Here is a 23,741-nt window from a genome sequence, read left to right as displayed (position 1 = left end):
AAAGCAAGAAGTTGAAACGGTGCAAAGTAAAATATTTCCTTGGGAACATTATAGTAATAAAAAATATCTGTACATAGATATCATAATATAAGACCGTAAGTTTTTGAATCATTTATTTTAACGATTTAGTTTAAATTTTAATAACAATAATCTTTTGTTTAAGAAGTACTTAACTTTAATTTCAAAAATATTAAATTTATTTAATCAATTCAAATATGTACAATACAAATGTTGCTATAAAAAATTTGCAAATTGGAGGTGGCAGTAATGTTAGCAAAATTAGTTCCAAATCATCCAAGAAATAATAATACTGTTATTTTTGTTGAAAATTCGCTTTTCGTTGCGGGTATTCGTACAATATTAGAATTTAATCGAATAAATGCTATTAAAATTAATTTAGAAGATAGTTTTTCTTTCCAGGAAGTAAGTAATTCAATTCTTATAACTCAAGTTTCGGGAGAAGAAATGGTAAAGTATGCAAGAAATATTATGTTACATGATGATTCTTCGAAAATTATTACCATTAAAAACTCTTTAGACTTTTATGAAATAGATCGTTTATTGAAAGTAGGAGTAAAAGGTATTTGTTTAACAGATGTTGACGAGGCATATTTAGTGAATACTGTTAAGCTAGTGCAGGGTGGACAATTCATGGTAGACAATCGCTTTACGAATGAATTGATAAAAGAATACAAGTTTCTTAAGGATAATTCAATCCATTTTATGCCGCCCAATGATTCATATATTAAAGAGCTACTTACAAATAGAGAATACGAAATACTTCACCTTTTAGTAAAGGGATTTTCGAATATCCAAATTGGTAAGGAATTATTTATTTCGAATAAAACAGTCAAAAATCACGTTGCCAATATTTTAATGAAATTAGACGTTCCAGATCGTTTAAATGCAGTCATAAAAGTAATTAAAAATAACTGGATTTCAATAAAACAATAGTTTAATTAAAGTAAAAGAGCACTCTATTTAACACAGCATATTACGTGTTAAATAGAGTGCTTTATTTTTCATAAAATTAATTATTAATTGATGAAGATTCTTCTAATTTTTTTAAGAAATACATTTCTTCTCTGTACATATGATCTGCCATTAAAGCGGAAAAGTTACTCAACATTTGGCTTGAAATATCTAATTCTTCAATTTCTTTTAGAAATATTTGAAATAGCTGAATTTCTAATTTTACGTCTTGGTTCATTCTTTTTAATGCAGGAAATGTACTTAGTTTAGTACGTAAATATCCGGTGAGTTCTACTGCTTTAAGATAGAAGTGTTCAAAATGCTTTGTGAATTCATGACTTTTCTTTCTTAGCATTTTTTCTGTACCATCGAGATTCGTATAAATGGCATCAGCATGACCTGCCGCATCTAGTACCCATAATAAATGATGATGAAGTTCATTGAAGACAGGTGGGGTTTGACTTTGTTTTAAGTAGGATAGTACTAATAAATATTCTTCCAATTCACTAACCATATGATTTAAAAATGTAGGTGTTAAGTAAATCGTAAAATTAGCGTCAGTAATATGTTTCGTAAGCAATGAAAGTTTAAAATCGCGTAGCGCTAAAGCACTTTTTTCTGCTTGAATTGTAATCTCGCTCATATTTTCATTGTTATTTACCCTAGAAAATAAATTATTAAAAATTACGTAAAATGATTGTGCAATCTTAATTTCTTCCTCTTGCTTAGACGGTAAAGCATCCAATATAAATTGAGAATGATCCCTTAACACATGTAACCAGAAAGAATGCTCAAAATTGGCAGTTTGTACAAAATCCGGCATATAATCCCCCCTATAAACTCTACAAGGTAAATATATTAATGAATGTCCTAAAATATTGCAGGAAGTGTTGGAAAAGGTAGTGGGTAGATTGGAGTTTCTTAAGTTTATTCCTTTGATTTTAATTGGTCTTAATGGCTGTATAGTCTTGATAAAAAAGGTTTATCCATCAATTAAATAGAATAATATACTAGCAATTTTAAGAGGGGAAATTTTTATGAAAAAACATTTAAAAGGAAAAATGACTATTTCTCAAGCTTTTTTTGGTTCTGCTCTTTCTGCGATTATCATTACAATATTAGAGAATTATATTCATTACGAAAATCGCTATATTGCTGGTATAGTTGCTGGTTACATTACATTTATCGCATTTATGTTAGGAATGTTTATTTTTAGGAAAAACGACTAATCCATTAGACCCATCTCATAGTTATTTAAAAACATCTAAGCCAATATATGAAAAATAAAAAAAGTGAAAACATTATTTAATGAATGATTTCACTTTTTTGTCTATTATTGATCAAGAGTTGTATCTGTTAATAGTTTTAATACTGATCGGGCCATTAGTTTTACACCAATTTTTATTGCGTCTTCATCGACCATAAATTTAGGGTGATGCCATCCATACGTTATATCTTTTTCTTTATTTCCAGAGCCTAACCAAATATAAGAACCAGGTACTTTTTGTTGATAGAATGAAAAGTCTTCTCCGCCCATTGTCGATTCTGCAGTCACAACATGTTCTACTCCGACTGTTGAGATTGCTGCTTCTCGTACTATTGATGTTACTTTCGTATCGTTAAATACTGCGGGCAGTAATACTTGATAATCTATTTCTACTTCTCCTCCAAGTGAATGTACAAGATTTTGAACTAGTGTTTGAAATTTTTCTTGAATTTGCTTTCGAATTGTTTCATTTGAAGTTCGAACTGTGCCTTTTAAAACTGCAAATTCAGGGATTACATTATTTGTATTCCCAGCCTGAAACGATCCAACAGTTATGACAGCAGAATCTTTTGGAGAAATTGTTCTGCTAACTAGAGTTTGTAAAAGATTGACAACAGCACTGCCAATTACAATCGGATCAATTGCTTTTTCAGGAAGTGCTGCATGACCGCCTTTCCCTTTAATCTTAATTGCAAAATCATCTACACTTGCCATTAAGAAGCCTTCTTTAATTCCAATCATACCAACTGGAAGATCCGGCATATTGTGAAGTCCGATAATAACTTTTACATCGTTAAGTAGGCCTTCAGCAATCATTTGCTCAGCGCCACCTTCAGATTCCTCAGCAGGTTGAAAGATCAATCGAACTGTACCAGGAATCAGGTGTTTTAATTCCTGTAAAATAAATCCAACTCCGAGTGTAATAGTAGTATGAACATCATGTCCACACATATGGGCGATTCCATCAACAAGTGAACGAAATGGTAAATTAGATTCTTCTTGAATTGGAAGTGCATCAATATCAGCTCGGAGTGCAACAATCGGTCCTGAATTACCACTGATCTCGGCTGCAGTTCCTGTTTGACTATTCAACTGTATTTTTTTGATATTAGCTTTTTCTAGTTCTTGATTGATAAAATTCGTTGTTTGAAATTCTTGATTACTTAATTCAGGATACATATGCAAATGTCTACGGATCTCTATTAGCCTCGTAAAATATTTTTCTGCTAATTCATCTATTTGTGTTTCTAAATGCTTCATCTTAAATTCTCCTTATTATTAGATGGAATTTTTGTTTGATTATGTAAAGGATTGTATAATTATTCTGTTGTTCATTCAATACTTTTTTACTAGTTACTGATTTGCACAAGATAATTATGCCTATTTATCAAAGTGATGAGTGTGTTTTTAGAAAATATTTTATTTGGATTTTTTATTAAGTGTTATTTTGTGGGAGAGGGTAAAATGAGTAATAATTCATTATGTGCTTCTGGATATGAAATGAAACATGGTAGATGTGTAACGACTAAATCAGTCTGTAAAAATCTCTTTCTATTAACTGATCTTTTAAAAAAATCAACGATTACTTTTTGAAAAATTCTAAATAAACTTTCACTCTTTTCTTTTACAAAATTGAAATTCTGTTTTAAGGTATTATTAATAAAAATATGAAGGAGTGAATGAATTGGGATATGCAGTTGGATTAATGTCGGGTACATCTTTAGATGGAATCGATGCAGCTTTAGTAGAAATCGCTGGATGTGGACCTGAGACAGAGGTAAGATTGATTGATTTTATGACAGTTCCTCTTGAGGAAGGTTTATTAAAAGAAATTCAAGATGCGATTACACTTGTTTCTTCAAACGCTCAGCACTTATGTAGTTTAAACTTTAAGCTTGGCTACGCTTTTGCAGATGCAGTAAAGCAAATTTGCGGTAAAAACGAATTTTCATTGGATCAACTTGATTTTATTGGGTCGCATGGTCAAACGATTTATCACCAGCCTGAAGCTCATGGGAAATTCATACAATCTACATTACAGTTAGGAGAGCCAGCGGTTATTGCATATGAAACAAACACGAAAGTTGTTTCCAATTTTCGGGTGATGGATATGGCAGCTGGTGGGTATGGTGCGCCTTTAGTTCCACATTCTGAGTTATTACTTTATAAAAGTAAAACTAAAACTCGTTTACTACAGAATATTGGTGGAATCGGTAATGTTACGATCATTCCAAGGAATTCTACAATCGATGATTTGGTAGCCTTTGATACAGGTCCTGGTAATATGATTATTGATGAAATTTGTAAGCGCTATTTTAATGTTCCATATGATGCTAATGGTGATTTAGCTGCTAAAGGTAATGTAAATGAGAGATTACTAGAAAGATGCATGAGTATTCCTTATATTTTAGCACCTATACCTAAAACAACAGGAAGAGAGTTATTTGGTACACAGTTTGTTGATGAAATATTGGAAGAGTTTAGAGATATTTCACCAATTGATTTAGTGACTACAATGACGATGTTTACTGCAAAATCGATCGCTGAGAATTATAAAAAGTTTATTTTACCAGACCATCCAATTGATGAAGTAATTGTAGGTGGCGGAGGTAGTCATAATAAAACGCTACTACGCATGCTTCAAGAATTATTAGGTGAGGATTCAAAAGTATTAGTTCAAGAAGATATTGGTTTTTCTTCGGACGCAAAAGAAGCAATTGCGTTTGCGATTTTAGCAAATGAAACTTTAAATGGTTTACCAAGCAATGTACCTGGAGCAACGAAGGCAAATCGGTTAGTTGTTTTAGGAAATATTACACCAATACCATACTAGGAGGATTCATCGTGAAAAAATTAGGAATTTCAATTTATCCAGAGCACTCAACTGTTGAAAAAGACAAGGCTTATATTAAATTAGCTCATCAATATGGTTTTAAACGAATCTTTACATGTTTATTATCAGTAAATGGTGACAAGGAACAGATTATAAAAGAGTTCAAAGATATAGTTGATTATGCAAATAGTTTAGAGATGGAAGTCATAGTTGATATTGCCCCTCGAGTATTTGGTACATTGAATATTTCATATAATGATTTATCATTTTTTGCTGACTTAGGAGCATATGGGATTAGACTTGATATGGGATTCACTGGGAATGAAGAGTCCATTATGACTTATAATCCATATGGGTTAAAAATTGAAATTAACATGAGTAATGCTACGAAATATCTAGAAAATATTTTAGCCTATAAGCCAAATCAATCTAATTTAATCGGATCTCATAATTTTTATCCCCATCGTTATGCGGGTTTGAGCTATTCACATTTCGTTAAATGCAGTGAAGAGTTTAAAAAGCATGGTATTCGTACAGCAGCATTTATTAATTCACAAGCTGCAACATACGGACCGTGGCCTATATCAGAAGGTCTTTGTACTTTAGAGATGCACCGTAATTTATCAGTCGTAACTCAAGCGAAACATTTATTTTATTCAGACTTAATTGATGATGTTATTATTGCAAATGCTTATGCATCTGAAGAAGAGTTCAAAAAACTTGCGGAGCTAAATCAGAACGGTAAAGACTTATTTACACTGAATATTGACTTACATGATTCAATTACAGATTTAGAGAAAAAGATTGTTTTAGATGAGTTTCATTTTTACCGCGGGGACGTATCAGATTACTTAATTCGTTCAACTCAGTCTCGTGTTAAATATAGAGATGAAGAGTTTAAACCTACTTATACTCCACATATTCGTAGAGGTGATCTTTTAATAGAAAATGAATTATATGGACAGTATAAAGGTGAATTGCAAATAGCACTACAGGATATGGAGAATTCAGGGAAAACGAATGTTGTTGGACGCATTGCAGAGGAAGAAATCTTCCTACTAGATTTCTTACATCCTTGGAGTAAGTTTCAGTTTAAGGAAAACTAAATAATCATTATTTAAGAAGATGTGAAATTTTTTTTACATCTTCTTAAAATTTTATTTCATTTTTTCGTTAAAATAATTGAAATTTTATTTTATTAAGAATATAATTGCCTCATAGAAAACGTTTCCAGTTTTTCGAATCTTTTATATTATCAAACTTAAATTAGGAGGATAAGAGAATGAAGGTATTATTTGTATGTGCAGGCGGTATGTCAAGTGCGATTGTTGTGAATGCATTAAGAAAAGAAGCGGAAAGAAACGGTATCCAAATGGAAGTACAAGCAGTGGGAACTCAAGAGTTTGGTGAAGAAGTTAAAAACGGTTGGGACGTTGCCATGGTAGCACCACAAGTTCGTCACCGTTTTAATAGCTTTAAAGCTGAAGCAGATGCAGCAAATGTTCCATGTGAAGTAATACCGCCTATGGCTTATACACCACTTGGTGGACCAAAACTATTAACAATAGTACAAGAGATTACTAAAAAATAATTTTAGTAGTTATCAACAATGAAAAAGGGGGAGAATTATGAACAGTTTTATTAATTTTATGGAAAATAAGCTTTCTGGCCCAATGGCAAAGATTTCTGAACAAAAACATTTACGTGCAATTCGTGATGGAGTTATTTCTGCACTACCTTTTATTATTATTGGTTCTTTATTCTTAATAATTGCCTTTCCTCCATTACCAGAAAAGTGGGCGATCTCACTTTGGGCAAAAAAGCATGTTTTTGAAATTTTAATTCCATATCGTTTAACTATGTATATTATGTCGCTTTATATAGCCTATGGTATTGGATATAACTTATCGAAAAACTACAAGATGGATCCATTATCAGGTGCTCAATTATCGGCTGCTGCATTCCTTTTAACTTTAACACCTCAACTAGTTGATAAAGTTGGAATGGTATTACCGATGGGCAATATGGGTGGTCATGGATTATTCGTAGCAATGTGTACATCTATTTTTTCTGTAGAATCTTTAAGATTCTTTAAAGAGAAGAAAATTACAATTAAAATGCCAGATTCGGTTCCACCATCAGTGGCACGTTCATTTGAATCATTAATTCCTGTTGCTTTTGTTGTATTCGTATTAACTTTAGTAACAGTTGTCTTTAAAATTGATTTACATACTTTAGTTGATAAAGCAATTTCTCCTTTAGTTAGTGCTGGAGACAGTCTTGGAGGAGTATTAGTACCGGTATTCTTTATTACGTTTTTCTGGATTTTTGGTATTCATGGTGACTCAATTGTTGGTACAGTGGCAAGACCACTTTGGGAAGTATATTTAGCAAAAAATGCTGAAGCTGTTGCAGCTGGACAAACTATTCCTCACGTAGCACCTGAAACTTTCTTCCAATGGTTTATTTGGATTGGCGGCTCTGGAGCAACAATTGGACTAGTTTTAGCAATGTTATTTTTCTCAAAATCACAATATACAAAAGCTGTTGGTAGATCAGCGATTATTCCTGGTATTTTTAATATTAATGAACCAGTAATTTTCGGTGCACCAATCGTTTTAAACCCAATTTTAATTATTCCATTTGTATTAACACCATTTATTACAGCAACGTTATCATATTTTGCTACAGTTGCAGGTTTTGTAAGACCTACATATATCATGGTTCCTTGGACTTTACCTGCACCAATTGGAGCTTATTTATCTACTGGTGGAGACTGGAGAGCGATTGTTCTAGTGTTTATTAACATTGCAATTTCATTCTTTGTGTATTTACCATTCTTTAAGGTTTATGACAATAAACTTGCACAAGAAGAAAATGTAACGACTGTAGCAGATAAAAATAGTCTTACTTTATAGCAGCGAAAAGGTTGGACTGTTTTACAGAACAGTTCGACCTTTCTTTATTACTTATTTAAAGGGTGAGCAGATTGAAAGAATCTAGTTGGTTTATAAAGTTTAATTATAAAAGTGCAATTATATTTTTCTCCTTCGCAATAATCATCAATTTATTACTTTGTCCTCTCTTTCAACAAATAGGCTTTGTCTACCAGACATCATTATTTTTTGCGAATAGTATTGCTTGTAGTATAGTTTTACCTTATGTCGTCTTAAAGCTGGAAGGGAAATACAAGAATAGGAGACAAGCACTAAAGTTTATTTTAATTTCTACCGCTGTTTGCACATTAATTAGCTATTTTCTCTTATTCCCACTATAAAAATGAAAACTATATTCGGTTCTTAAACTAATTAGAGGTGAGACAATTATGAGTAAAGAAGGAATTAAAATCGTAACAATAGGTGGAGGATCTAGTTATACTCCAGAATTAGTCGAAGGTTTTATTAAAAGATACAATGAACTTCCTGTAAGTGAGTTATGGTTAGTAGATATAGAAGCAGGGAAGGAAAAGTTGGAGATCGTTGGTAATTTAGCTAAACGTATGGTAAAAGAAGCTGGAGTACCAATGGAAATTCATTTAACGTTAGACCGAAAATTAGCGCTAAAGGATGCTGATTTTGTAACGACTCAAATGCGAGTAGGCTTACTAGAGGCACGAATTAAAGATGAACGTATACCTTTACAATTCGGTATGATTGGTCAAGAAACGAATGGTGCAGGTGGTCTATTTAAAGGTCTAAGAACAATACCAGTATTACTTGAAATTGCTGAAGAAATGCAGCAACTATGCCCCGATGCATGGTTAATTAACTTTACAAATCCTGCTGGAATGGTTACTGAAGCATTACTTCGATATAGTAAACATAAAAAGGTAATTGGAGTTTGTAATGTACCAATTAATATGACAATGACGATTGCTAAATTGTTAGAAGTTGATCTAAGTCGTGTACATATTGATTTTGCTGGATTAAACCATATGGTTTATGGACTTCATGTTTATGTTGATGGAAAAGAAGTGACTGAACATGTATTAGAGTTATTAGCGAATCCAGAAATACAAATGACAATGAAAAATATCGCACCATTACCATGGCAAAAAGAATTTCTTATGTCATTAGGTGTACTTCCGTGTCCATACCATCGTTACTATTACAAAACGAAACATATATTAGATGAAGAATTAGAATCTTTTAAAACAGGTACTACCCGAGCAGAGGTCGTTAAGAAGCTGGAAGATGATTTATTTGAATTATATAAAGATGAGAATTTAGCTATTAAACCGCCACAGCTTGAAAAACGAGGTGGAGCTTATTACAGTGATGCCGCTTGTAGCTTAATTACATCTATTTATAACGATAAAAAGGATATCCAAGTATTAAACGTTCAAAATAATGGTTCAATACAAGGGATTCCGAATGAATCAGCTGTCGAGGTAAATTGTATCGTTACAAAGCAAGGACCAATTCCGATATCAGTAGGTGAATTACCACCTCAAATAAATGGATTAGTTCAGCAAATTAAATCATTTGAACGAGTTGGAGCTATGGCGGCCGTTACTGGATCTTATGAGAAGGCATTATTAGCACTAACGATTAATCCATTAGTTCCAAGTGATGAAGTTGCAAAGGAAGTACTAGATGCACTTTTAGATGCTCATAAAGAATATTTACCATTATTTTATAAAGAAGAATTGGTAATTCAATAAGGATAAATATAAAACAAAAATTAAGGAGTATGAATAGGATGATGACTAACGAACAGGAAATTTTTGAAATTATATCACACGGTGGGAATGCAAGATCACTAGCTTACGAGGCATTAGAGGCTGCAGAAAAAAATGATTTTGAAACAGCAGATCGCTTAATCGAAGAGTCTCACAAAGAAATTGGTCATGCACATAAAACACAAACGACTTTAATTCAAGCTGAATTAAATGGTCAGCCATGTGAAAAGTCTCTATTAATGATTCATGCTCAAGATCATTTAATGACTGCAATGAGTGAACAAAAGCTTATTGAGCATATTATTCGTTTACATAAAAAATTAGCCGAGAAATAATCGATTCATATAGTAATAGAATAGACGAAAGATGGTAGGGGGCAGTTTTAGTGAAATATGTTATAGGTCTTGATGGTGGAGGAACGAAGTCAGAGGCTATTGCTTATAATTTAGATGGAGAAATTATTAGTCAAGGTTATTCTGGTTTTAGTAATTTACTAATCAATGAAGAAGATGGAATTAATCACATTATAGAAGCGATTGAAAATTGCTTGAGCCCTTTATCAGAAGAGAATTGCCTGTTCTTATTTATAGGAATTGCTGGAATTGGTGGAGTGAAAGACCGAGGTCCTTTAGAAAAGGCACTAAATGATGCTTTTCAGATCCCTTTCAAAATTGTTAATGATGCACAAATTGCACATGCAGCATTACTAAATGGACAAAGTGGTGTATTAACAATCGCTGGTACGGGTTCAATTTGTATCGGAATGCATAAAGAACGGACTGTTACGGCAGGCGGATGGGGACATCTTCTAGGGGATGAAGGAAGCGGATATTGGATTTGCATGGAAATCTTTAAAAAGATTACACAGGAATTTGATGAAGGTATTTCATTAAGTTATTTATCTCTGAAAATGCTGGAAAAATTGCAGTTGAAAGAAGTAGAAGAACTTAAAAAATATATTTACCACAATACAAAAGCTGAGATTGCTTCACATGTTCCATTTATCGTTGAAATGGCCAACATAGGTGATTTAATGGCCATATCAGTTCTAGAAAGAGCTGGTCAACTTCTTGGGAAAACGACCATCCAAGCCATAAAAAAGTTAAATCTTCGAGAAGAGCCACGAGTTGCAATAAAAGGAAGTATTCTAAGTCGAATACCAGTCATTCAGAAAACATTTATTCAAACAATTCATGAGCATGATCCAACAGTAACATTTTACACGGACGAAATCTCTTCGACTTTCGGAGGATATCTATTAGCTATGAAAGAAGTTAGTTCACGTAAGGAATAATTAAGCGCGGTAAAAACAGGGAGTAGGAATAAAAATCCTGCCTTATGATTGAGGTGTAATTGTGTTAGAAAACTTAACAACAGAAATTAGAAACAATCGTACGAGTAACTTAGATCAACTAAGCGTCGATGAGTTTTTAAATATAATGAATGAAGAGGACCAAAAGGTTGCTCTCGCAGTTAGAGAACAAATTCCGATGATTTCAAATGTAGTTCAGCTAGTTGTTGAAGCATTTCAAAACGGAGGACGTTTAATTTATACAGGTGCTGGTACAAGCGGACGAATTGGTCTGCTTGATTCAGTTGAATGTCCACCTACATTTGGAACGAACCCTAGTGAAGTCATTGGATTAATTGCAGGCGGAGAGAGAGCCTTTATTAAAGCTGTTGAAGGTGCCGAAGATAGTGAAGAACTAGGTAAGGAAGACTTATTACGAATATCCCCTACAAAAAATGATATCGTGATCGGTATTGCAGCATCAGGTCGAACGCCGTATGTAATAGGTGCTTTAAAGTATGCGAACGAGATTGGAGCAAAAACTGTAGCGGTAGCGTGTAATAAAGATTCAAAAATTGGAGAGGTTGCCCTCCAAAAAATTGAAGTAGATAATGGTCCAGAAGTGTTAACAGGCTCTACACGATTAAAAGCTGGAACATCCCAAAAGTTAATTTGCAATATGATTTCAACAGCTTCAATGATTGGAATTGGAAAAGTATATAAAAATCTAATGGTAGACCTGCAATTAACGAATAGTAAACTAGTTGATCGAGCGAAAAGAATAATAGTTGAAGCTACTGGCTGTGATTATGAAACAGCAAGTAATTATTTACTGAAAGCAAATAATCAAACGAAAGTAGCAATCGTTATGATTTTAACCGGAATGAATTACGAAGAAGCAATGAACAGTTTAAATAAAGCTAGTGGTTTTATTAGCAAGGTAGTAAAAGATTAATTAGAGGGCGGCAACTAGTACTACTAGTCTGTCGCCTTCTATTTCATATTAAAATATAATTCAGATTTTAATCTAAATATTTTATAATTTGTTTATAGTCGTATTTCGATTCCGATTAAAAGAGGGGAAAATGTCGGTTGGAAATTTCCAAATTCATCATTTTATACAAATAAAGGGAGAGTTGATTAGATTAAATGAATGCATTAAATGGCGGTTTAATCATGTTAAACGAAATGCTGTATAAACTTCCACCATCTGAAAGAAGAGCAGCTAAATATATAATTGAAAACCCGGAAAAATCAATTCAATATACAGTTTTTGAACTTGCGGAAAAAAGCCAAACAAGCAACTCTGCAATTATTCGTTTATGTCGTTCACTTGGTCTAAAGGGTTTTCAAGAGCTTAAGCTACGAATTGCCGGTGATATTATTACGACAACAGAAGTAGGATCAAGAGATATCAATTTAGGGGAATCAACTGGTTCCATTATTAAAAAGATGATGAATAACAATATCCAGGCCATCAAGGATACTAGCGATATTATTAATGTGAGTGATTTAGAGGAAGCTGTACAAGCTTTAACAAAAGCGAGAAATATTTATTTCTTCGGTGTAGGTGGGTCAATGGTTGTCGCCTTAGATGCACAACAAAAGTTCTTACGTATAAAAAAATACACCTCTGCATTTACTGATTTGCATTTGTTAGCTGTTCAAATAGCGAACCACGAGGAGAATGATGTCTTAGTAGGAATTTCATTTTCTGGAGAAACGCTAGAGGTTCAAAAAGCTCTTCAAATTGCAAAGGAAAACAGCGTGAACACTATTAGTATCACAGGCTTTGGTTCCAATTCTGTTTCAAACCTAGCGGACATTAAATTATTTAATTCTCCACATAGGGAAGCAACATTTCGAAGTGGAGCAACGTCATCAAGGATGGCTCAACTACATGTCATTGATATCTTATTTATGGCTGTCGCAACACAAGAATACGATCAAACAATTCAGTATATCGATCAAACAAGAACGGCTATATCATCATTAAAAAAGTAAATAGTGCAGGATTAAGGATTTAGGTAATAAAAGCACAAGGAAATCAACGTTCCTTGTGCTTTTTATTTTTAGGCTCTGTTAAAGTAAATCAACTATATGGCAGTTTAGAGTAACATGGAATGATATAATTAAATGGATAAATTTAGTAAACTAATTATATGATTGAATAGAATAAAAAGGTAATTCCTTTTGGTAACCAGATTATTGAGGAGGGTATTTTAATGGCAATTAAGCTCTGTCCCATGTGTGGTAATGAGAATAAGTGCTCAAGTGGGAAGACTTGTTGGTGTAATGATGAGTATTTCCCAAGAGAGATATTTAATCAGATATCATCAGAAGAGGTAAGAAGATCTTGTATATGTAAGTCGTGTTTAGATAAGTATAAAGAGGATAATAGAATAGAAGACTTAAAGCCTTCTGATATCGGACCAATGGTCTTTGGTCGAAAGAATGCACCTAAACAGGATGATGAAGTATGTTACTGCTATGAGAAGTTTAAAGATCAACTTAAACCAGGAACAGTAACTAAGTGTTTCAAAGAGAAATGTGCTAATTACCTAAGCTGCACCTCTGCAAATTCCGGGATATTATAATAGTTTTTTATCATTTTTAGGAATATGTGAGGAAACGATACTCTCGTAAACATCTAACGCAATGTATTAGTTGAATAATCATTAGAAAGGCTGTAAACAACCTTATCAATTAATTATCAAATTTTTGTAAAAGGAGTAGAGTGATGTTGATTTCCATTACAGGATGCTCGCTTTCCATGGGGCGAGACCTGANNGAGCCTCCTCGGCGCGCCTGTGGGGTCTCAGCCTTCCCGCTAATCCCATAGGAGTCGAGCATCCCTCCATTCCAATCAACTTATTCATCAAAAAATGTCTGCGATAAACCCTAATCAAGTTGCCTTTACTTAGAGTAATCTAACTGTTGTATATTAATCAGATTGTAGATCAATTAATATTGAACATATATTAAACTAAACAATCGAATTTGTTTTCTAAAAAAAGCTCATAATATTTTTAACTTCTAAAAAAATCATTTCTAGTGTTATTGAAACAATGAAATTGCTCAAACATATTAACATTTAAAACCATTAAAAGATCATTCAAAAAATGCTGATTTTATCATTATTAAATGTTCACTTAAGTCCGTTTTCCTTTTTGACCATTTTATATTTAAACACTCTGAAAAGACTGTTTAATTTAAAACAGTCTTTTTTAGTACACAAAAATAAACATTTTAGTTTAACAGATTCTATTTTTAAGAGAGTTGATTTGAGATTAGTCTGGTACTCAAAAAAATGAAAGGGTATGTAGGTAGAATATGATTAACATCAATAATTTAAAGGAGGATTAGAAAGCCTTCGGGAAGGCAGAAAAAACGCAAATGTTTATTGTGGTTGGTGTAATCCACTCACTAGGGGAGGTGATATCAGAAATGAAGTGGTTAGATTTAATCACAACAAGTTTTGATACTATTAAGAGGGGGATTATGTGATTAAATCAAATCGAAGGTAAGCTTTGTTTAGTGGGCATAAAATTTTATTAGATTAAAGTTAAATTTTTATTGCACATAGCTAATTATTAACGGATACTAAAAAGGTGTTCATTATAAAGAACAAACACAGAGGGGAAAGAATATTATGATGAAAAAGGGAATTTTATCTTTAGCAACTTTAGGTTTATTAGCTTCACCATTATCTTTCACAACTGCTCATGCAGAAGTGAACAATTATGAATTATTAAAAAAGGCTAGTGAGAATCAGGTAGTAAAGCCACTTCCAGCAGGCATAAATGGTTTTCATACATTTAATGATTCAAGTATGACATCAAAACTTACTCATTTTACTGCAAAGCCATCTATTAATCTATCAAGCTATGGAGCTACAGAAGCAGACAATGAGTACTATGAAGTAGAATACAACGATGATTTCGATTCAGCAAACGACGTGCCACTTGGAGGAATAATGTATGGTCAGTTAACTCCTAGATATGACATGGATTTCTTTAAAATCGTTGTGCCTTCTGATGGGGAAGTTCTTTTAACTGATACTACTTTCGGACCTCAAAATATCACTTTATTCGCCGGTCTGTTTCAAAAAGATTTTGCTTCCGACGATAAGCTTGTATTAACGGATTACGAATATGATGAAGAAACTGATATGGAATACTTATATTACCAAGTTAAAGCTGGTACATATTATGTGAGTACGTTTGATCTTGATGATGAGGAATATGATGATAATACACCAGACGATTATTATGGGTTCTATACATTATTCAATGACAATGTAGCACCAGCTAAACCGACTGTAAACAAAGTTGACAATAATGATTTAGTTGTAACAGGTAAAGCCGAAGCAAATTCAACGGTTACGGTTAAAAACGGAAGTACCGTGTTAGGAACGGTTAAAGCTACATCTGCTGGTACTTATTCAGTTGCAATCGCTAAAGCTCAAAGCGCTGGTGCAACAATCAGTGTTACCGCGAAGGATTCAGCTGGTAATACGAGCGTAGCTGGAACAACTAAAGTTGTAGACGTAATTGCACCTGGAAAACCATCTGTAAACAGAGTTGACAACAACGATAAAGTTGTTACAGGTAAGGCTGAAGCAAATTCGACTGTTACCGTTAAAAAAGGTACAACAACATTAGGTACTATAAAAGCAACGTCAACTGGAACGTTTTCAGTGACAATCCCTGTTCAATATGCAGGTACAACATTAACTGTAACGGCTAAAGATGCTGCAGGAAACACAAGCGCAGGAACTAGCGTAGTCGTAGTCGATGTAATCCCACCAGCTAAACCAACAATTAATCGTGTAGATGATAATGACTTAAAAGTAACAGGTAAAGCTGAAAAAGGTTCGACGGTTACCGTTAAAAGAGGCACAACTGTACTAGGAAGTACAACTGCTGATTCATATGGAAACTATTCAGTTAAGATCGCAGCACAGAAAAAAGGAACAGTCATTTCAGTAACTGCAAAAGATAAAGCAGGAAATACTAGTGCAGCTGCAACATATACAGTTGTAAAACATTAATATTTACATTAGAGCCAAGGATTTATTCCTTTATGAAGCATAGTAGGGCAGTAAAAAACACAAGGATTAAGTTCCTTGTGTTTTTTAGCATTAATTTGCTTTATATTCAGCAGCTTTTAAAAGTAAATCAACTATGTGTACGACTTCCACATGTTCTGATTGATTCTCTCGATCTACACCTAGCTTCATTTGTAATAAGCATCCAGGGTTAGCAGTTACAATTGTAGTAGCTTGCGTTTTTGTTGCTTGCTTCATCTTGTAATCTAGTATTTGCATCGACATTTCGGATTCGACGATATTATAAATACCAGCTGAGCCGCAGCAACGATCGGCATCTTTCATTTCGTGATAGTATACATTTTGAATTGACTTCAGTAATGTTCTTGGAGCAGAGGCGGTTTTCATAATATTTCTTAAATGGCATGAATCCTGATACGTAATAATTTGTTCTGGTAAACTTAATTTTACTTTATTATGAAACTCAACTTCTACTAGAATTTCTGATATATCTTTTAGTTTATTTTTAAACGCTAGAGCTCGATCTTTCCAATTTGGATCATCTTTAAGAAGATGATCATAGTCAATTAGGAAACCACCACATCCACCTGCGTTTGTAATGATATAATCTACTCCGAGATTTTCGAAGGCTTCGATGTTTTTCTTTGCCATATCTTTCGCAATCGACTTTTCACCACTATGACCATGTAATGCACCACAACACGCCTGGTCTTTTGGAATGACAATTTCACAACCAGCTAATTGTAAAAGCTTCATCGTTGCATTGTTTGTTTCTAAGAACATTGTATCCATTAAACATCCAGAGAAAAATGCAACCTTCTTTACTTTTTCTTTTAATGGTGGCAAATAGTCAGGGCGTGACTTCATTTGTTTCATGGTCGGAACCTTTGGTAAAACCTTTTCCATTGCAGATAAATTGTTTGGGATCAATTTCATAATTCCAGCTTTTCTTGCTACGACTTGAAGGCCTGTTCGTTGATATAAACCTAATAAACCAACTGCAAGTCTCATACGTTTTTGATGCGGGAAAAGTTCTTTAAATACAACTTTACGAACAGCTCGTGCAGGAAGTGAATGTTTTTTGTGTTGAGCAATAATATCTCTAGCTTCTTCTAGTAGATGACCATATTTCACACCAGAAGGGCAAACGGGCTCACATGCACGACATCCAAGACAAAGCTCAAGTGTACGTTCTACATCTTCATCCGGTTCAATTAATCCATCTGTTACTGCTTTCATTAAAGCGATGCGACCACGTGGTGAGTGTGATTCTTTTTGACCTGATTCAATATAAGTTGGACAGCTCGGTAAACAAAAACCGCATCGCATACAGTTTAAAAGCTCGTCTTCGTTCATACGCTCTTTAAATTGTTGACCGATAGCTTGTTGTTCTTGAAGTGTTGTCATTTTGACACCACCATTCTTTTACGACTGTCTTTTGCAAAGACTTTACCTGGATTCATAATATGATTCGGATCTAAAGCTGATTTGACAGCAAGCATTGCGTTAATGCCTTCTTTACCAAGCTTTAATTCAAGGTAAGGAGCTTTTACGATTCCTACACCGTGTTCACCTGTAATCGTGCCACCTAGTTCAATTGCTTTTTCAAATATCTCTGCAAATGCCATTTCAACGCGTTCCATTTCTTCGTGATCACGAGCATCGGTAGGACAAGTAGGGTGTAGATTTCCATCGCCCGCATGACCGAATGTACAAATTTTTACATTATGTTTTTCAGCAATCGCATTAATGGCAGAGACCATCTCAGCAATTTTAGAACGAGGGACAGTTGCATCCTCTAAAATTGTTGTTGGTCTTAATTGTGCAAGAGCTGAAAGAGCAGAGCGTCTAGCCGTACGTAATGCTACTGCTTCTTCTTCGGACTTAGCTACGCTAACTGAAGTACATTTTTCTTGCTGGCAAATTGATTTTATTAATTCGATATCTCTGTCTACAACTTCACTTGGACCATCTTGTTCAATTAATAAGACAGCTTTTACATCGGTTGGTAGCCCAATCTGCGCAAAGTTTTCTACTACTTCTAAAGTAGGTTGATCCATAAATTCAAGGGAAGTAGGAATAATTTTATTAGCGATAATTTTAGAAACAGTTTTGGCTGCATCTTCTAAGCTATCATATAATGCAAGCATTGTTTTTTTCGTTTCAGGCATTGGAATAAGCTTTAATGTAGCCTCTGTAATAATACCTAAAGTTCCTTCAGAACCAACAAATAAACGAGTAAAATCATATCCTGCAACATCTTTTGCTAGCTTTCCACCAGTTCTAATAATGTCTCCGTTTGCTAATACGATTTCAAGTGCGATGACATAATCACGTGTTACACCATATTTTAATCCACGTAAGCCACCTGAATTTTCATTAATATTTCCACCTATTGTAGAAATTTTCATTGAGCTTGGATCTGGTGGATAAAATAAACCTTTTTCTTCGATTGTATTGATCATATCAAGAGTAATTACACCTGGTTGAACTGTAATTGTTAAGTTTTCTTCATCTATCTCGAGAATATTGTTTAAGTGTTTAAATAAGATAACGATACCGCCATCTGTTGGACAAGTACCACCGCATAAATTCGTTCCAGAGCCTCTAGGAACGATCGGAATATGGTTTTCGTTACAGATTTTAACGATTTCGGATACTTCTTTAGTAGAACGAGGACTAATGACTGCATCCGGAAGAGCTTGCAAATTTGGTGTAGCATCGTAAGAATATACGAGTCTCTCCACTTTTGAATCATCATAATTTTCTTTTCCAACAATTGCTATAAAACTTTGTGCAATGTCATTTGTAATCATAAATAAATTCCCCCCATTATCTTAATTCAAGTATAAAGAGTGAATAGATGAATTTACTATAGAGGAACATACAGAAAAAACACCATTTATCGGTGTTTTTTTGTAGAATCATCTAGTAGATATGTTCCGATATACAATTTAACTAAATCTTGGATATCTTTCGGATTCAATTTCGTTAATTCAGTAATTTTACCTAGGCGATACAGAAGTGTGTTTATATGAATATGTAAGGATTGTGCGGTATTTTTAAGAGATTGATTTTGATTTAAATACTCTTTAATTGTAATAAATAAATCTTCTTCACTTAATAAAGGTGCAATTGTCCGTTCTATAAATGTTTTCTTAATCTCTTGTGAAAGTTCCTGCAGAATTAAATCAATTGTTAAATCTTCATCAAAAATAATTGAACTTGTTTTTAATGCAACTTTTAAAGCACGATCCGCTTGATGATATGATTGATGTAATTGTTTTGGAGAGATTTGTTGCCCAACGCCTGCAGCAATGGGTGAGTTTAATCGACTTTTTATGATCTCATATAAATCATGCATTCTTTGTAGTTGATGAATATTTTTATTCGTATCTTCAACTTTCATCAAAAATACAATTCGATTATTGCCCCAACGAACAAATACGTCATCTTTATTTCGATTCGATAAATCAATTATTAGTTGTCTTGTATCAATTGGGACCTTATTGGTATTTTCCCATTCAAAAATAATAACCTGCCTAATATAACTTAAATCAATATTTAGCATAGTAGAACGTTCGTAAAAATGATCATCCCATTCAATATCTTGAATCCAATCAAATACAAATGCTTCTAACGTTCTTTGTTGTAAATCAATTTGATCTGTATAATAGTTTTCTCTAATTAATAATTCTGTCATCCTACGAAGCATTTCTCCAAAAGGCGAAATCAGATCGGGATTTCCTGTAATGCCAATTACTCCGACTATTTCATTTTGAAAATAAATAGGAAGATTAATTCCAGCCTTCACACCATTTAAACGATTTTCATCATCAGATGTGATCGTTAACGTTTTTCTTTCATTAATTGCAATTAATGAACCTTCATGAAATGTACCTGTTCGTGCTGGGTCTGTACTTGCTATAATGATGCCATCTGTATTAATAATAATGATATCTTCTTGTATTAACTTTCTAACTTCATTAATGATCTTTAATGCCAACTCATCAAGTACCATGTCAAACTCCCTCAAAATTGTTACTACTAGTATAATGTAAAATGTCTTATTTCTACTATATAGTCTTAAAGTAGTTTATGAAAAAGTGAAAAAAGTTATGAACTTAGCTTGAATGGGCTAAAAATAGGATATGTAATAAAAAAGTGGTAAAGTGTTAAGAGCAGGTAGTAGGAAAATAGTACATACATAGTGTTAGATAAAGGAGCAAGAGATGAACAATTATAAATTAGTCATACAATATGATGGGGGCCGATATAAAGGCTGGCAAAGGCTTGGTAATGGTGAAAATACAATTCAAGGTAAAATCGAGAATGTAATTTCAGAAATGGTAGGAAGAGAAATTGAAATTATTGGAAGTAGCCGAACGGATGCAGGGGTACACGCATTTGAACAGGTTGCTAATTTTAAAATAAAAGAGAACATGCCTGAAATAGAAATTAAAAGTTATTTAAATCGTTATTTACCTAAAGATATTAGTATAAAGGAAGTTTCGATGGAATCTGACCGTTTCCATTCAAGATACAATACTAGTGCAAAAACGTATATATATAAAATTTGGAATGAAGAATATTCGAATCCATTTATGCGCAAATATAGTATGCATGTAGAAGAGAAACTAGATCTTAAAAAAATGAAGGCTGCAGCCAAGTACTTTTTAGGTGAACATGATTTTACAGCATTCTCGAATGCCAAATCTAAAAAGAAGTCGATGGTACGAGAAATCTACTCGATTGATTTTGAAAAGATAGACGGATTTATTCAAATAAGAATAAGCGGAAATGGTTTCTTATACAATATGGTAAGAAAGGTCGTAGGAACATTAATAGAAGTTGGTGCAGGTAGATTACATGCTGAAAATATATCGAAAATAATTGAATTAAAAGATCGTGCTCAAGTGAGTAATCTTGCAGATCCAGGCGGGTTGTACTTGGAGAAGATAGAATTTAAGTCATAATTTTATAAAAAAAAGCATTGGAATTTATGGGTTTCAATGCTTTTTTTACTTTAGTTCGTTATCATTTTCCTTGTTATCAACTACCAAACAAGCTCTTTCTTCAAATGAAATCATAAGGAAAAATCCAATAAGCATTAAGATTAGTATGAAAAAAACTGAATGATTCCACGTTGACTGCTCGCCTTTAATTAGCTGCATCGCTCCGATTACAATTACAGCTCCTAAATTCCCTGCCATTAAAAGTAATCCTGTAGCTTCACCGGAAACTTTTTCACCAACTAGCTCTTCCGTAGCAGACAATAATAAAGCAAAGGCTGGTAAAAATATGAATCCAAGGACACTGGCTATTACAATTAGAAAAGTAAAATTCCCTGAAGTACAAACAGGATAGATTAATAGTAGGGAGCCGATTATAGTGATTAATAAGAAGGGCTTTCTTTTACCAGCTTTATCTGAAACCATCGGGATAACGATTGAACCAATAATACCTCCGACTATTAAAGTGCCTCCTATAATTCCGGCTTGTTCTGATGAAATTCCGTACGGTTTTAAGATTTGTTCAAGCCAGGATGTTAGTCCATTAAAGACTCCTAAGCCTAGAAAGGAAACAATGTTTAGTAGTAAAAGATTCTTGTTTTTCAATAATTTAAATGTAGTACTAAAACTTCCTGAAGTACTGGAATTTCGATTGAAATCTGAATTATGATGACCGATGAAGTAAAAGACGAGTGTTGCAAGAATTGTTAAAATGGCCATGATGACTAATGTGGGTTGGAATCCAAAAAATGCTACAAGAAGCGGTGTCCCTGCTAAGGCAACTGCCATACCGATGAACATACCGACTGTACCAATGCCAGTGGCGGTAGCTTGTTTATTTTTCGGAAACCAGTCTACTACTAAACTTGATATTGCATTTAAAATATAAGGTTGGCCAATCGCAATTCCTACTTGACCAATTAGTAAAAATGAGAAGCTTGAATCAAAAATTCTAATAGTAGAAAAAACGGACATGAAAATGCCACCTAGTAAAATACTAAATCGATATCCAGCTCGATCAATTACTTTACCTGAATGAATAGAAAATACGATATAAATTAATGGAAATACAATTAATAACCAATTAATATCTGACTCAGAAACTTCATAATGCGATTTTAAATAGGAAATTAGAGGTGCAAAATTTAACCAAAGCATTTGACTAATTCCTGCAAGTACAGCAAACGACAGTAAGACATACCAGTTTGATGAGAATGGCTTAATAACTTTAGTGGATGTCATTCTAACACTTCCCTAATTTATATTCGAAAAAAAGCGACTTAATAGAATATATGTTAATTCGCTAATTAATAACTACTTGTTCACAAAATTGAAGAAGTAATTTTAACTATTTTCTCAAATGAATAACCCTCTAAAAGTAGTTTACGGTTCTTCTACCTTTAGAGGGTTATTAAATTAACTATTTACTACTTTCTAAGTAATCTATTGCTTTTTTTAGACGATTTAATCCTTCAATAATCTTAGATTTGGGACATCCAATGTTCATACGGATAAATCCTTTCCCAGCTTCACCATATGTCTTTCCGGGCATGATGGCTACTTTTGCGTGATGAACAAGTGCATGTTGTAATTGCTCACTAGAAAAAGATAGCCCGGAAATATCAATCCATGCAAGGTATGTTGATTCTGGCACTGCAAAATTAAGATTTGGAAGATGTTCGTTAATGAAATTTTCTACTGTTTTAAAATTATCATGAATATATTCGGTCAATTCATCAACCCACTCTTCACAAGTTTTGTAGGCTTCAATTGTTGCTAACGTTCCAAAAATACTTGCGGATGAAAGGCCATCTCGATTTTTCAATGATAAAAGAAAGGCTTGTTTTATCGTTTCATTAGGTAAAATCATATATGATCCACCTAGTCCAGGAGTGTTAAACGTTTTACTCGCGGAAGTGCATATACACACATTCTTCAAGTCACTGCTAGTGTTTATAATCGGACTATGGGAATAAGGGTCATGTACAATATCCATATGAATTTCATCTGAAATAATAAATACATTATGTTTATTACATAAGCCTACAATTATTTCTAATTCATGTTTAGTCCAAACACGACCAGTAGGGTTATGCGGGCTACACATTAGAAGAACCTTGGCACGCTCGTGAGATAGTTTTTGTTCTAAATCACAAAAGTTGATTCGGTACTTACCATTTTCGTAGATTAATTGATTGTCAGAAATGAAACGATTGTTATCTTGAATGACTTTAAAGAAAGCATCATACGCCGGAGTTTGGATAACGACATGATCACCAACATTTGTCAAGTATTCGATTAGTTTCGAAATTGAATAAATGACACTTGGGCTATAAACAATCCAATCTTCTTCTAATTCACAAGAGAATCGATTATGAAACCAATCTATAATTGATTTTTTAAATTCAGTATGATTCCATCGCGTATAGCCAAATATACCGTGTTTCATTCGCTTTTCTAACGCATGTATTATTTCCTCTGGACTTTGAAAGTCAGTATCTGAAATCGAGAATGGTAGTAAATCTGGCACTCCAAATCGATCTTCAATATAGTCCCACTGTGTACAATAAGTACCGGTCCGATCAACTATCTGATCAAATTTGTATTTCATTTC

General features: G+C 33.4%; 22 protein-coding genes. 15 read left to right on the top strand and 7 right to left on the bottom strand.

Annotated elements, in window-relative coordinates:
• The first annotated feature begins 267 nt into the window (after window positions 1-267).
• Window positions 268-954 (top strand): response regulator transcription factor, encoded by a 687-nt coding sequence (locus COI44_RS11285; protein ID WP_098428037.1) that lies wholly within the window; start codon window positions 268-270, stop codon window positions 952-954.
• Window positions 955-1,030: 76 nt separating this feature from the next.
• Here COI44_RS11285 and COI44_RS11280 read toward each other — a convergent pair whose 3' ends face one another.
• On the bottom strand, window positions 1,031-1,795 hold the full coding sequence (locus COI44_RS11280) for a DUF2935 domain-containing protein (protein ID WP_098428036.1): 765 nt from the start codon (window positions 1,793-1,795) through the stop codon (window positions 1,031-1,033).
• A gap of 214 nt (window positions 1,796-2,009) precedes the next feature.
• Between COI44_RS11280 and COI44_RS11275 the strand changes: the two genes are divergently transcribed.
• Entirely contained in the window at window positions 2,010-2,201 is a 192-nt protein-coding gene (locus COI44_RS11275) for a hypothetical protein (protein WP_098428035.1), read from the top strand.
• Window positions 2,202-2,305: 104 nt separating this feature from the next.
• Here COI44_RS11275 and COI44_RS11270 read toward each other — a convergent pair whose 3' ends face one another.
• Entirely contained in the window at window positions 2,306-3,499 is a 1,194-nt protein-coding gene (locus COI44_RS11270; protein ID WP_098428034.1) for a M20 metallopeptidase family protein, read from the bottom strand.
• 204 nt (window positions 3,500-3,703) lie between these two features.
• Here COI44_RS11270 and COI44_RS24605 point away from each other — a divergent pair, with 204 nt between their 5' ends.
• The 12 genes from COI44_RS24605 (at window position 3,704) to COI44_RS11215 (ending at window position 16,097) form a co-directional block, all read left to right on the top strand.
• Window positions 3,704-3,832 carry a hypothetical protein gene (locus tag COI44_RS24605; RefSeq protein WP_286163884.1) on the top strand — a complete coding sequence of 43 codons (129 nt, stop codon included), beginning with the start codon at window positions 3,704-3,706 and terminating at the stop codon, window positions 3,830-3,832.
• Between the two features lie 91 nt (window positions 3,833-3,923).
• Window positions 3,924-5,072, top strand: a complete 1,149-nt coding sequence (gene anmK, locus COI44_RS11265) for an anhydro-N-acetylmuramic acid kinase AnmK (RefSeq protein WP_098428033.1) — start codon at window positions 3,924-3,926, stop codon at window positions 5,070-5,072.
• Window positions 5,073-5,083: 11 nt separating this feature from the next.
• Window positions 5,084-6,178 carry a DUF871 domain-containing protein gene (locus COI44_RS11260; protein ID WP_098428032.1) on the top strand — a complete coding sequence of 365 codons (1,095 nt, stop codon included), beginning with the start codon at window positions 5,084-5,086 and terminating at the stop codon, window positions 6,176-6,178.
• 176 nt (window positions 6,179-6,354) lie between these two features.
• The gene (locus COI44_RS11255; RefSeq protein WP_098428031.1) at window positions 6,355-6,663 is read left to right on the top strand and encodes a PTS sugar transporter subunit IIB; all 309 of its coding nucleotides are present in this window, start codon (window positions 6,355-6,357) and stop codon (window positions 6,661-6,663) included.
• 37 nt (window positions 6,664-6,700) lie between these two features.
• Window positions 6,701-7,990: a PTS sugar transporter subunit IIC gene (locus tag COI44_RS11250; protein ID WP_098428030.1), complete on the top strand. Its 1,290-nt coding sequence runs from the start codon at window positions 6,701-6,703 to the stop codon at window positions 7,988-7,990.
• Window positions 7,991-8,397: 407 nt separating this feature from the next.
• Window positions 8,398-9,735, top strand: coding sequence for a 6-phospho-beta-glucosidase (locus COI44_RS11245; protein WP_098428029.1), 1,338 nt, complete (start codon window positions 8,398-8,400; stop codon window positions 9,733-9,735).
• A 41-nt stretch (window positions 9,736-9,776) separates the two neighbouring features.
• A complete protein-coding gene (locus COI44_RS11240; protein WP_098428250.1) occupies window positions 9,777-10,088 on the top strand; it encodes a PTS lactose/cellobiose transporter subunit IIA in 312 nt (103 codons plus the stop codon).
• A gap of 50 nt (window positions 10,089-10,138) precedes the next feature.
• The gene (locus COI44_RS11235; protein ID WP_098428028.1) at window positions 10,139-11,047 is read left to right on the top strand and encodes an N-acetylglucosamine kinase; all 909 of its coding nucleotides are present in this window, start codon (window positions 10,139-10,141) and stop codon (window positions 11,045-11,047) included.
• Between the two features lie 61 nt (window positions 11,048-11,108).
• Window positions 11,109-11,999, top strand: a complete 891-nt coding sequence (gene murQ, locus COI44_RS11230) for an N-acetylmuramic acid 6-phosphate etherase (protein WP_098428027.1) — start codon at window positions 11,109-11,111, stop codon at window positions 11,997-11,999.
• A 194-nt stretch (window positions 12,000-12,193) separates the two neighbouring features.
• On the top strand, window positions 12,194-13,048 hold the full coding sequence (locus COI44_RS11225) for a MurR/RpiR family transcriptional regulator (protein ID WP_179887090.1): 855 nt from the start codon (window positions 12,194-12,196) through the stop codon (window positions 13,046-13,048).
• Between the two features lie 221 nt (window positions 13,049-13,269).
• Window positions 13,270-13,641 carry a cysteine-rich CWC family protein gene (locus COI44_RS11220; RefSeq protein WP_098428026.1) on the top strand — a complete coding sequence of 124 codons (372 nt, stop codon included), beginning with the start codon at window positions 13,270-13,272 and terminating at the stop codon, window positions 13,639-13,641.
• Window positions 13,642-14,696: 1,055 nt separating this feature from the next.
• A complete protein-coding gene (locus COI44_RS11215; RefSeq protein ID WP_098428025.1) occupies window positions 14,697-16,097 on the top strand; it encodes an Ig-like domain-containing protein in 1,401 nt (466 codons plus the stop codon).
• Window positions 16,098-16,187: 90 nt separating this feature from the next.
• Here the strand turns inward: COI44_RS11215 and COI44_RS11210 are convergent, their stop codons facing one another.
• The 3 genes from COI44_RS11210 to COI44_RS11200 form a co-directional block, all read right to left on the bottom strand.
• Window positions 16,188-17,522, bottom strand: a complete 1,335-nt coding sequence (locus COI44_RS11210; RefSeq protein WP_098428024.1) for a (Fe-S)-binding protein — start codon at window positions 17,520-17,522, stop codon at window positions 16,188-16,190.
• Window positions 17,519-18,931, bottom strand: coding sequence for a glycolate oxidase subunit GlcD (gene glcD, locus COI44_RS11205; RefSeq protein WP_098428023.1), 1,413 nt, complete (start codon window positions 18,929-18,931; stop codon window positions 17,519-17,521). Before glcD ends, COI44_RS11210 begins: the two co-directional genes overlap by 4 nt.
• 86 nt (window positions 18,932-19,017) lie before the next feature.
• Complete coding sequence (locus COI44_RS11200) at window positions 19,018-20,136, bottom strand: CdaR family transcriptional regulator (RefSeq protein WP_098428022.1); 1,119 nt, start codon at window positions 20,134-20,136, stop codon at window positions 19,018-19,020.
• Window positions 20,137-20,347: 211 nt separating this feature from the next.
• Between COI44_RS11200 and truA the strand changes: the two genes are divergently transcribed.
• The gene (gene truA / locus COI44_RS11195) at window positions 20,348-21,091 is read left to right on the top strand and encodes a tRNA pseudouridine(38-40) synthase TruA (RefSeq protein ID WP_098428021.1); all 744 of its coding nucleotides are present in this window, start codon (window positions 20,348-20,350) and stop codon (window positions 21,089-21,091) included.
• A gap of 45 nt (window positions 21,092-21,136) precedes the next feature.
• Here the strand turns inward: truA and COI44_RS11190 are convergent, their stop codons facing one another.
• Together COI44_RS11190 and COI44_RS11185 are read right to left on the bottom strand one after the other, a co-directional pair.
• On the bottom strand, window positions 21,137-22,369 hold the full coding sequence (locus COI44_RS11190) for an MFS transporter (RefSeq protein ID WP_098428020.1): 1,233 nt from the start codon (window positions 22,367-22,369) through the stop codon (window positions 21,137-21,139).
• Window positions 22,370-22,547: 178 nt separating this feature from the next.
• Window positions 22,548-23,738: a MalY/PatB family protein gene (locus tag COI44_RS11185; RefSeq protein ID WP_098428019.1), complete on the bottom strand. Its 1,191-nt coding sequence runs from the start codon at window positions 23,736-23,738 to the stop codon at window positions 22,548-22,550.
• Between the last annotated feature and the right edge of the window lie 3 nt (window positions 23,739-23,741).

It is taken from the genome of Bacillus sp. AFS088145, from assembly GCF_002564465.1.
Classification (GTDB): domain Bacteria; phylum Bacillota; class Bacilli; order Bacillales; family Bacillaceae_G; genus Gottfriedia.
This window is presented reverse-complemented; position numbering and strand designations above follow the sequence as displayed.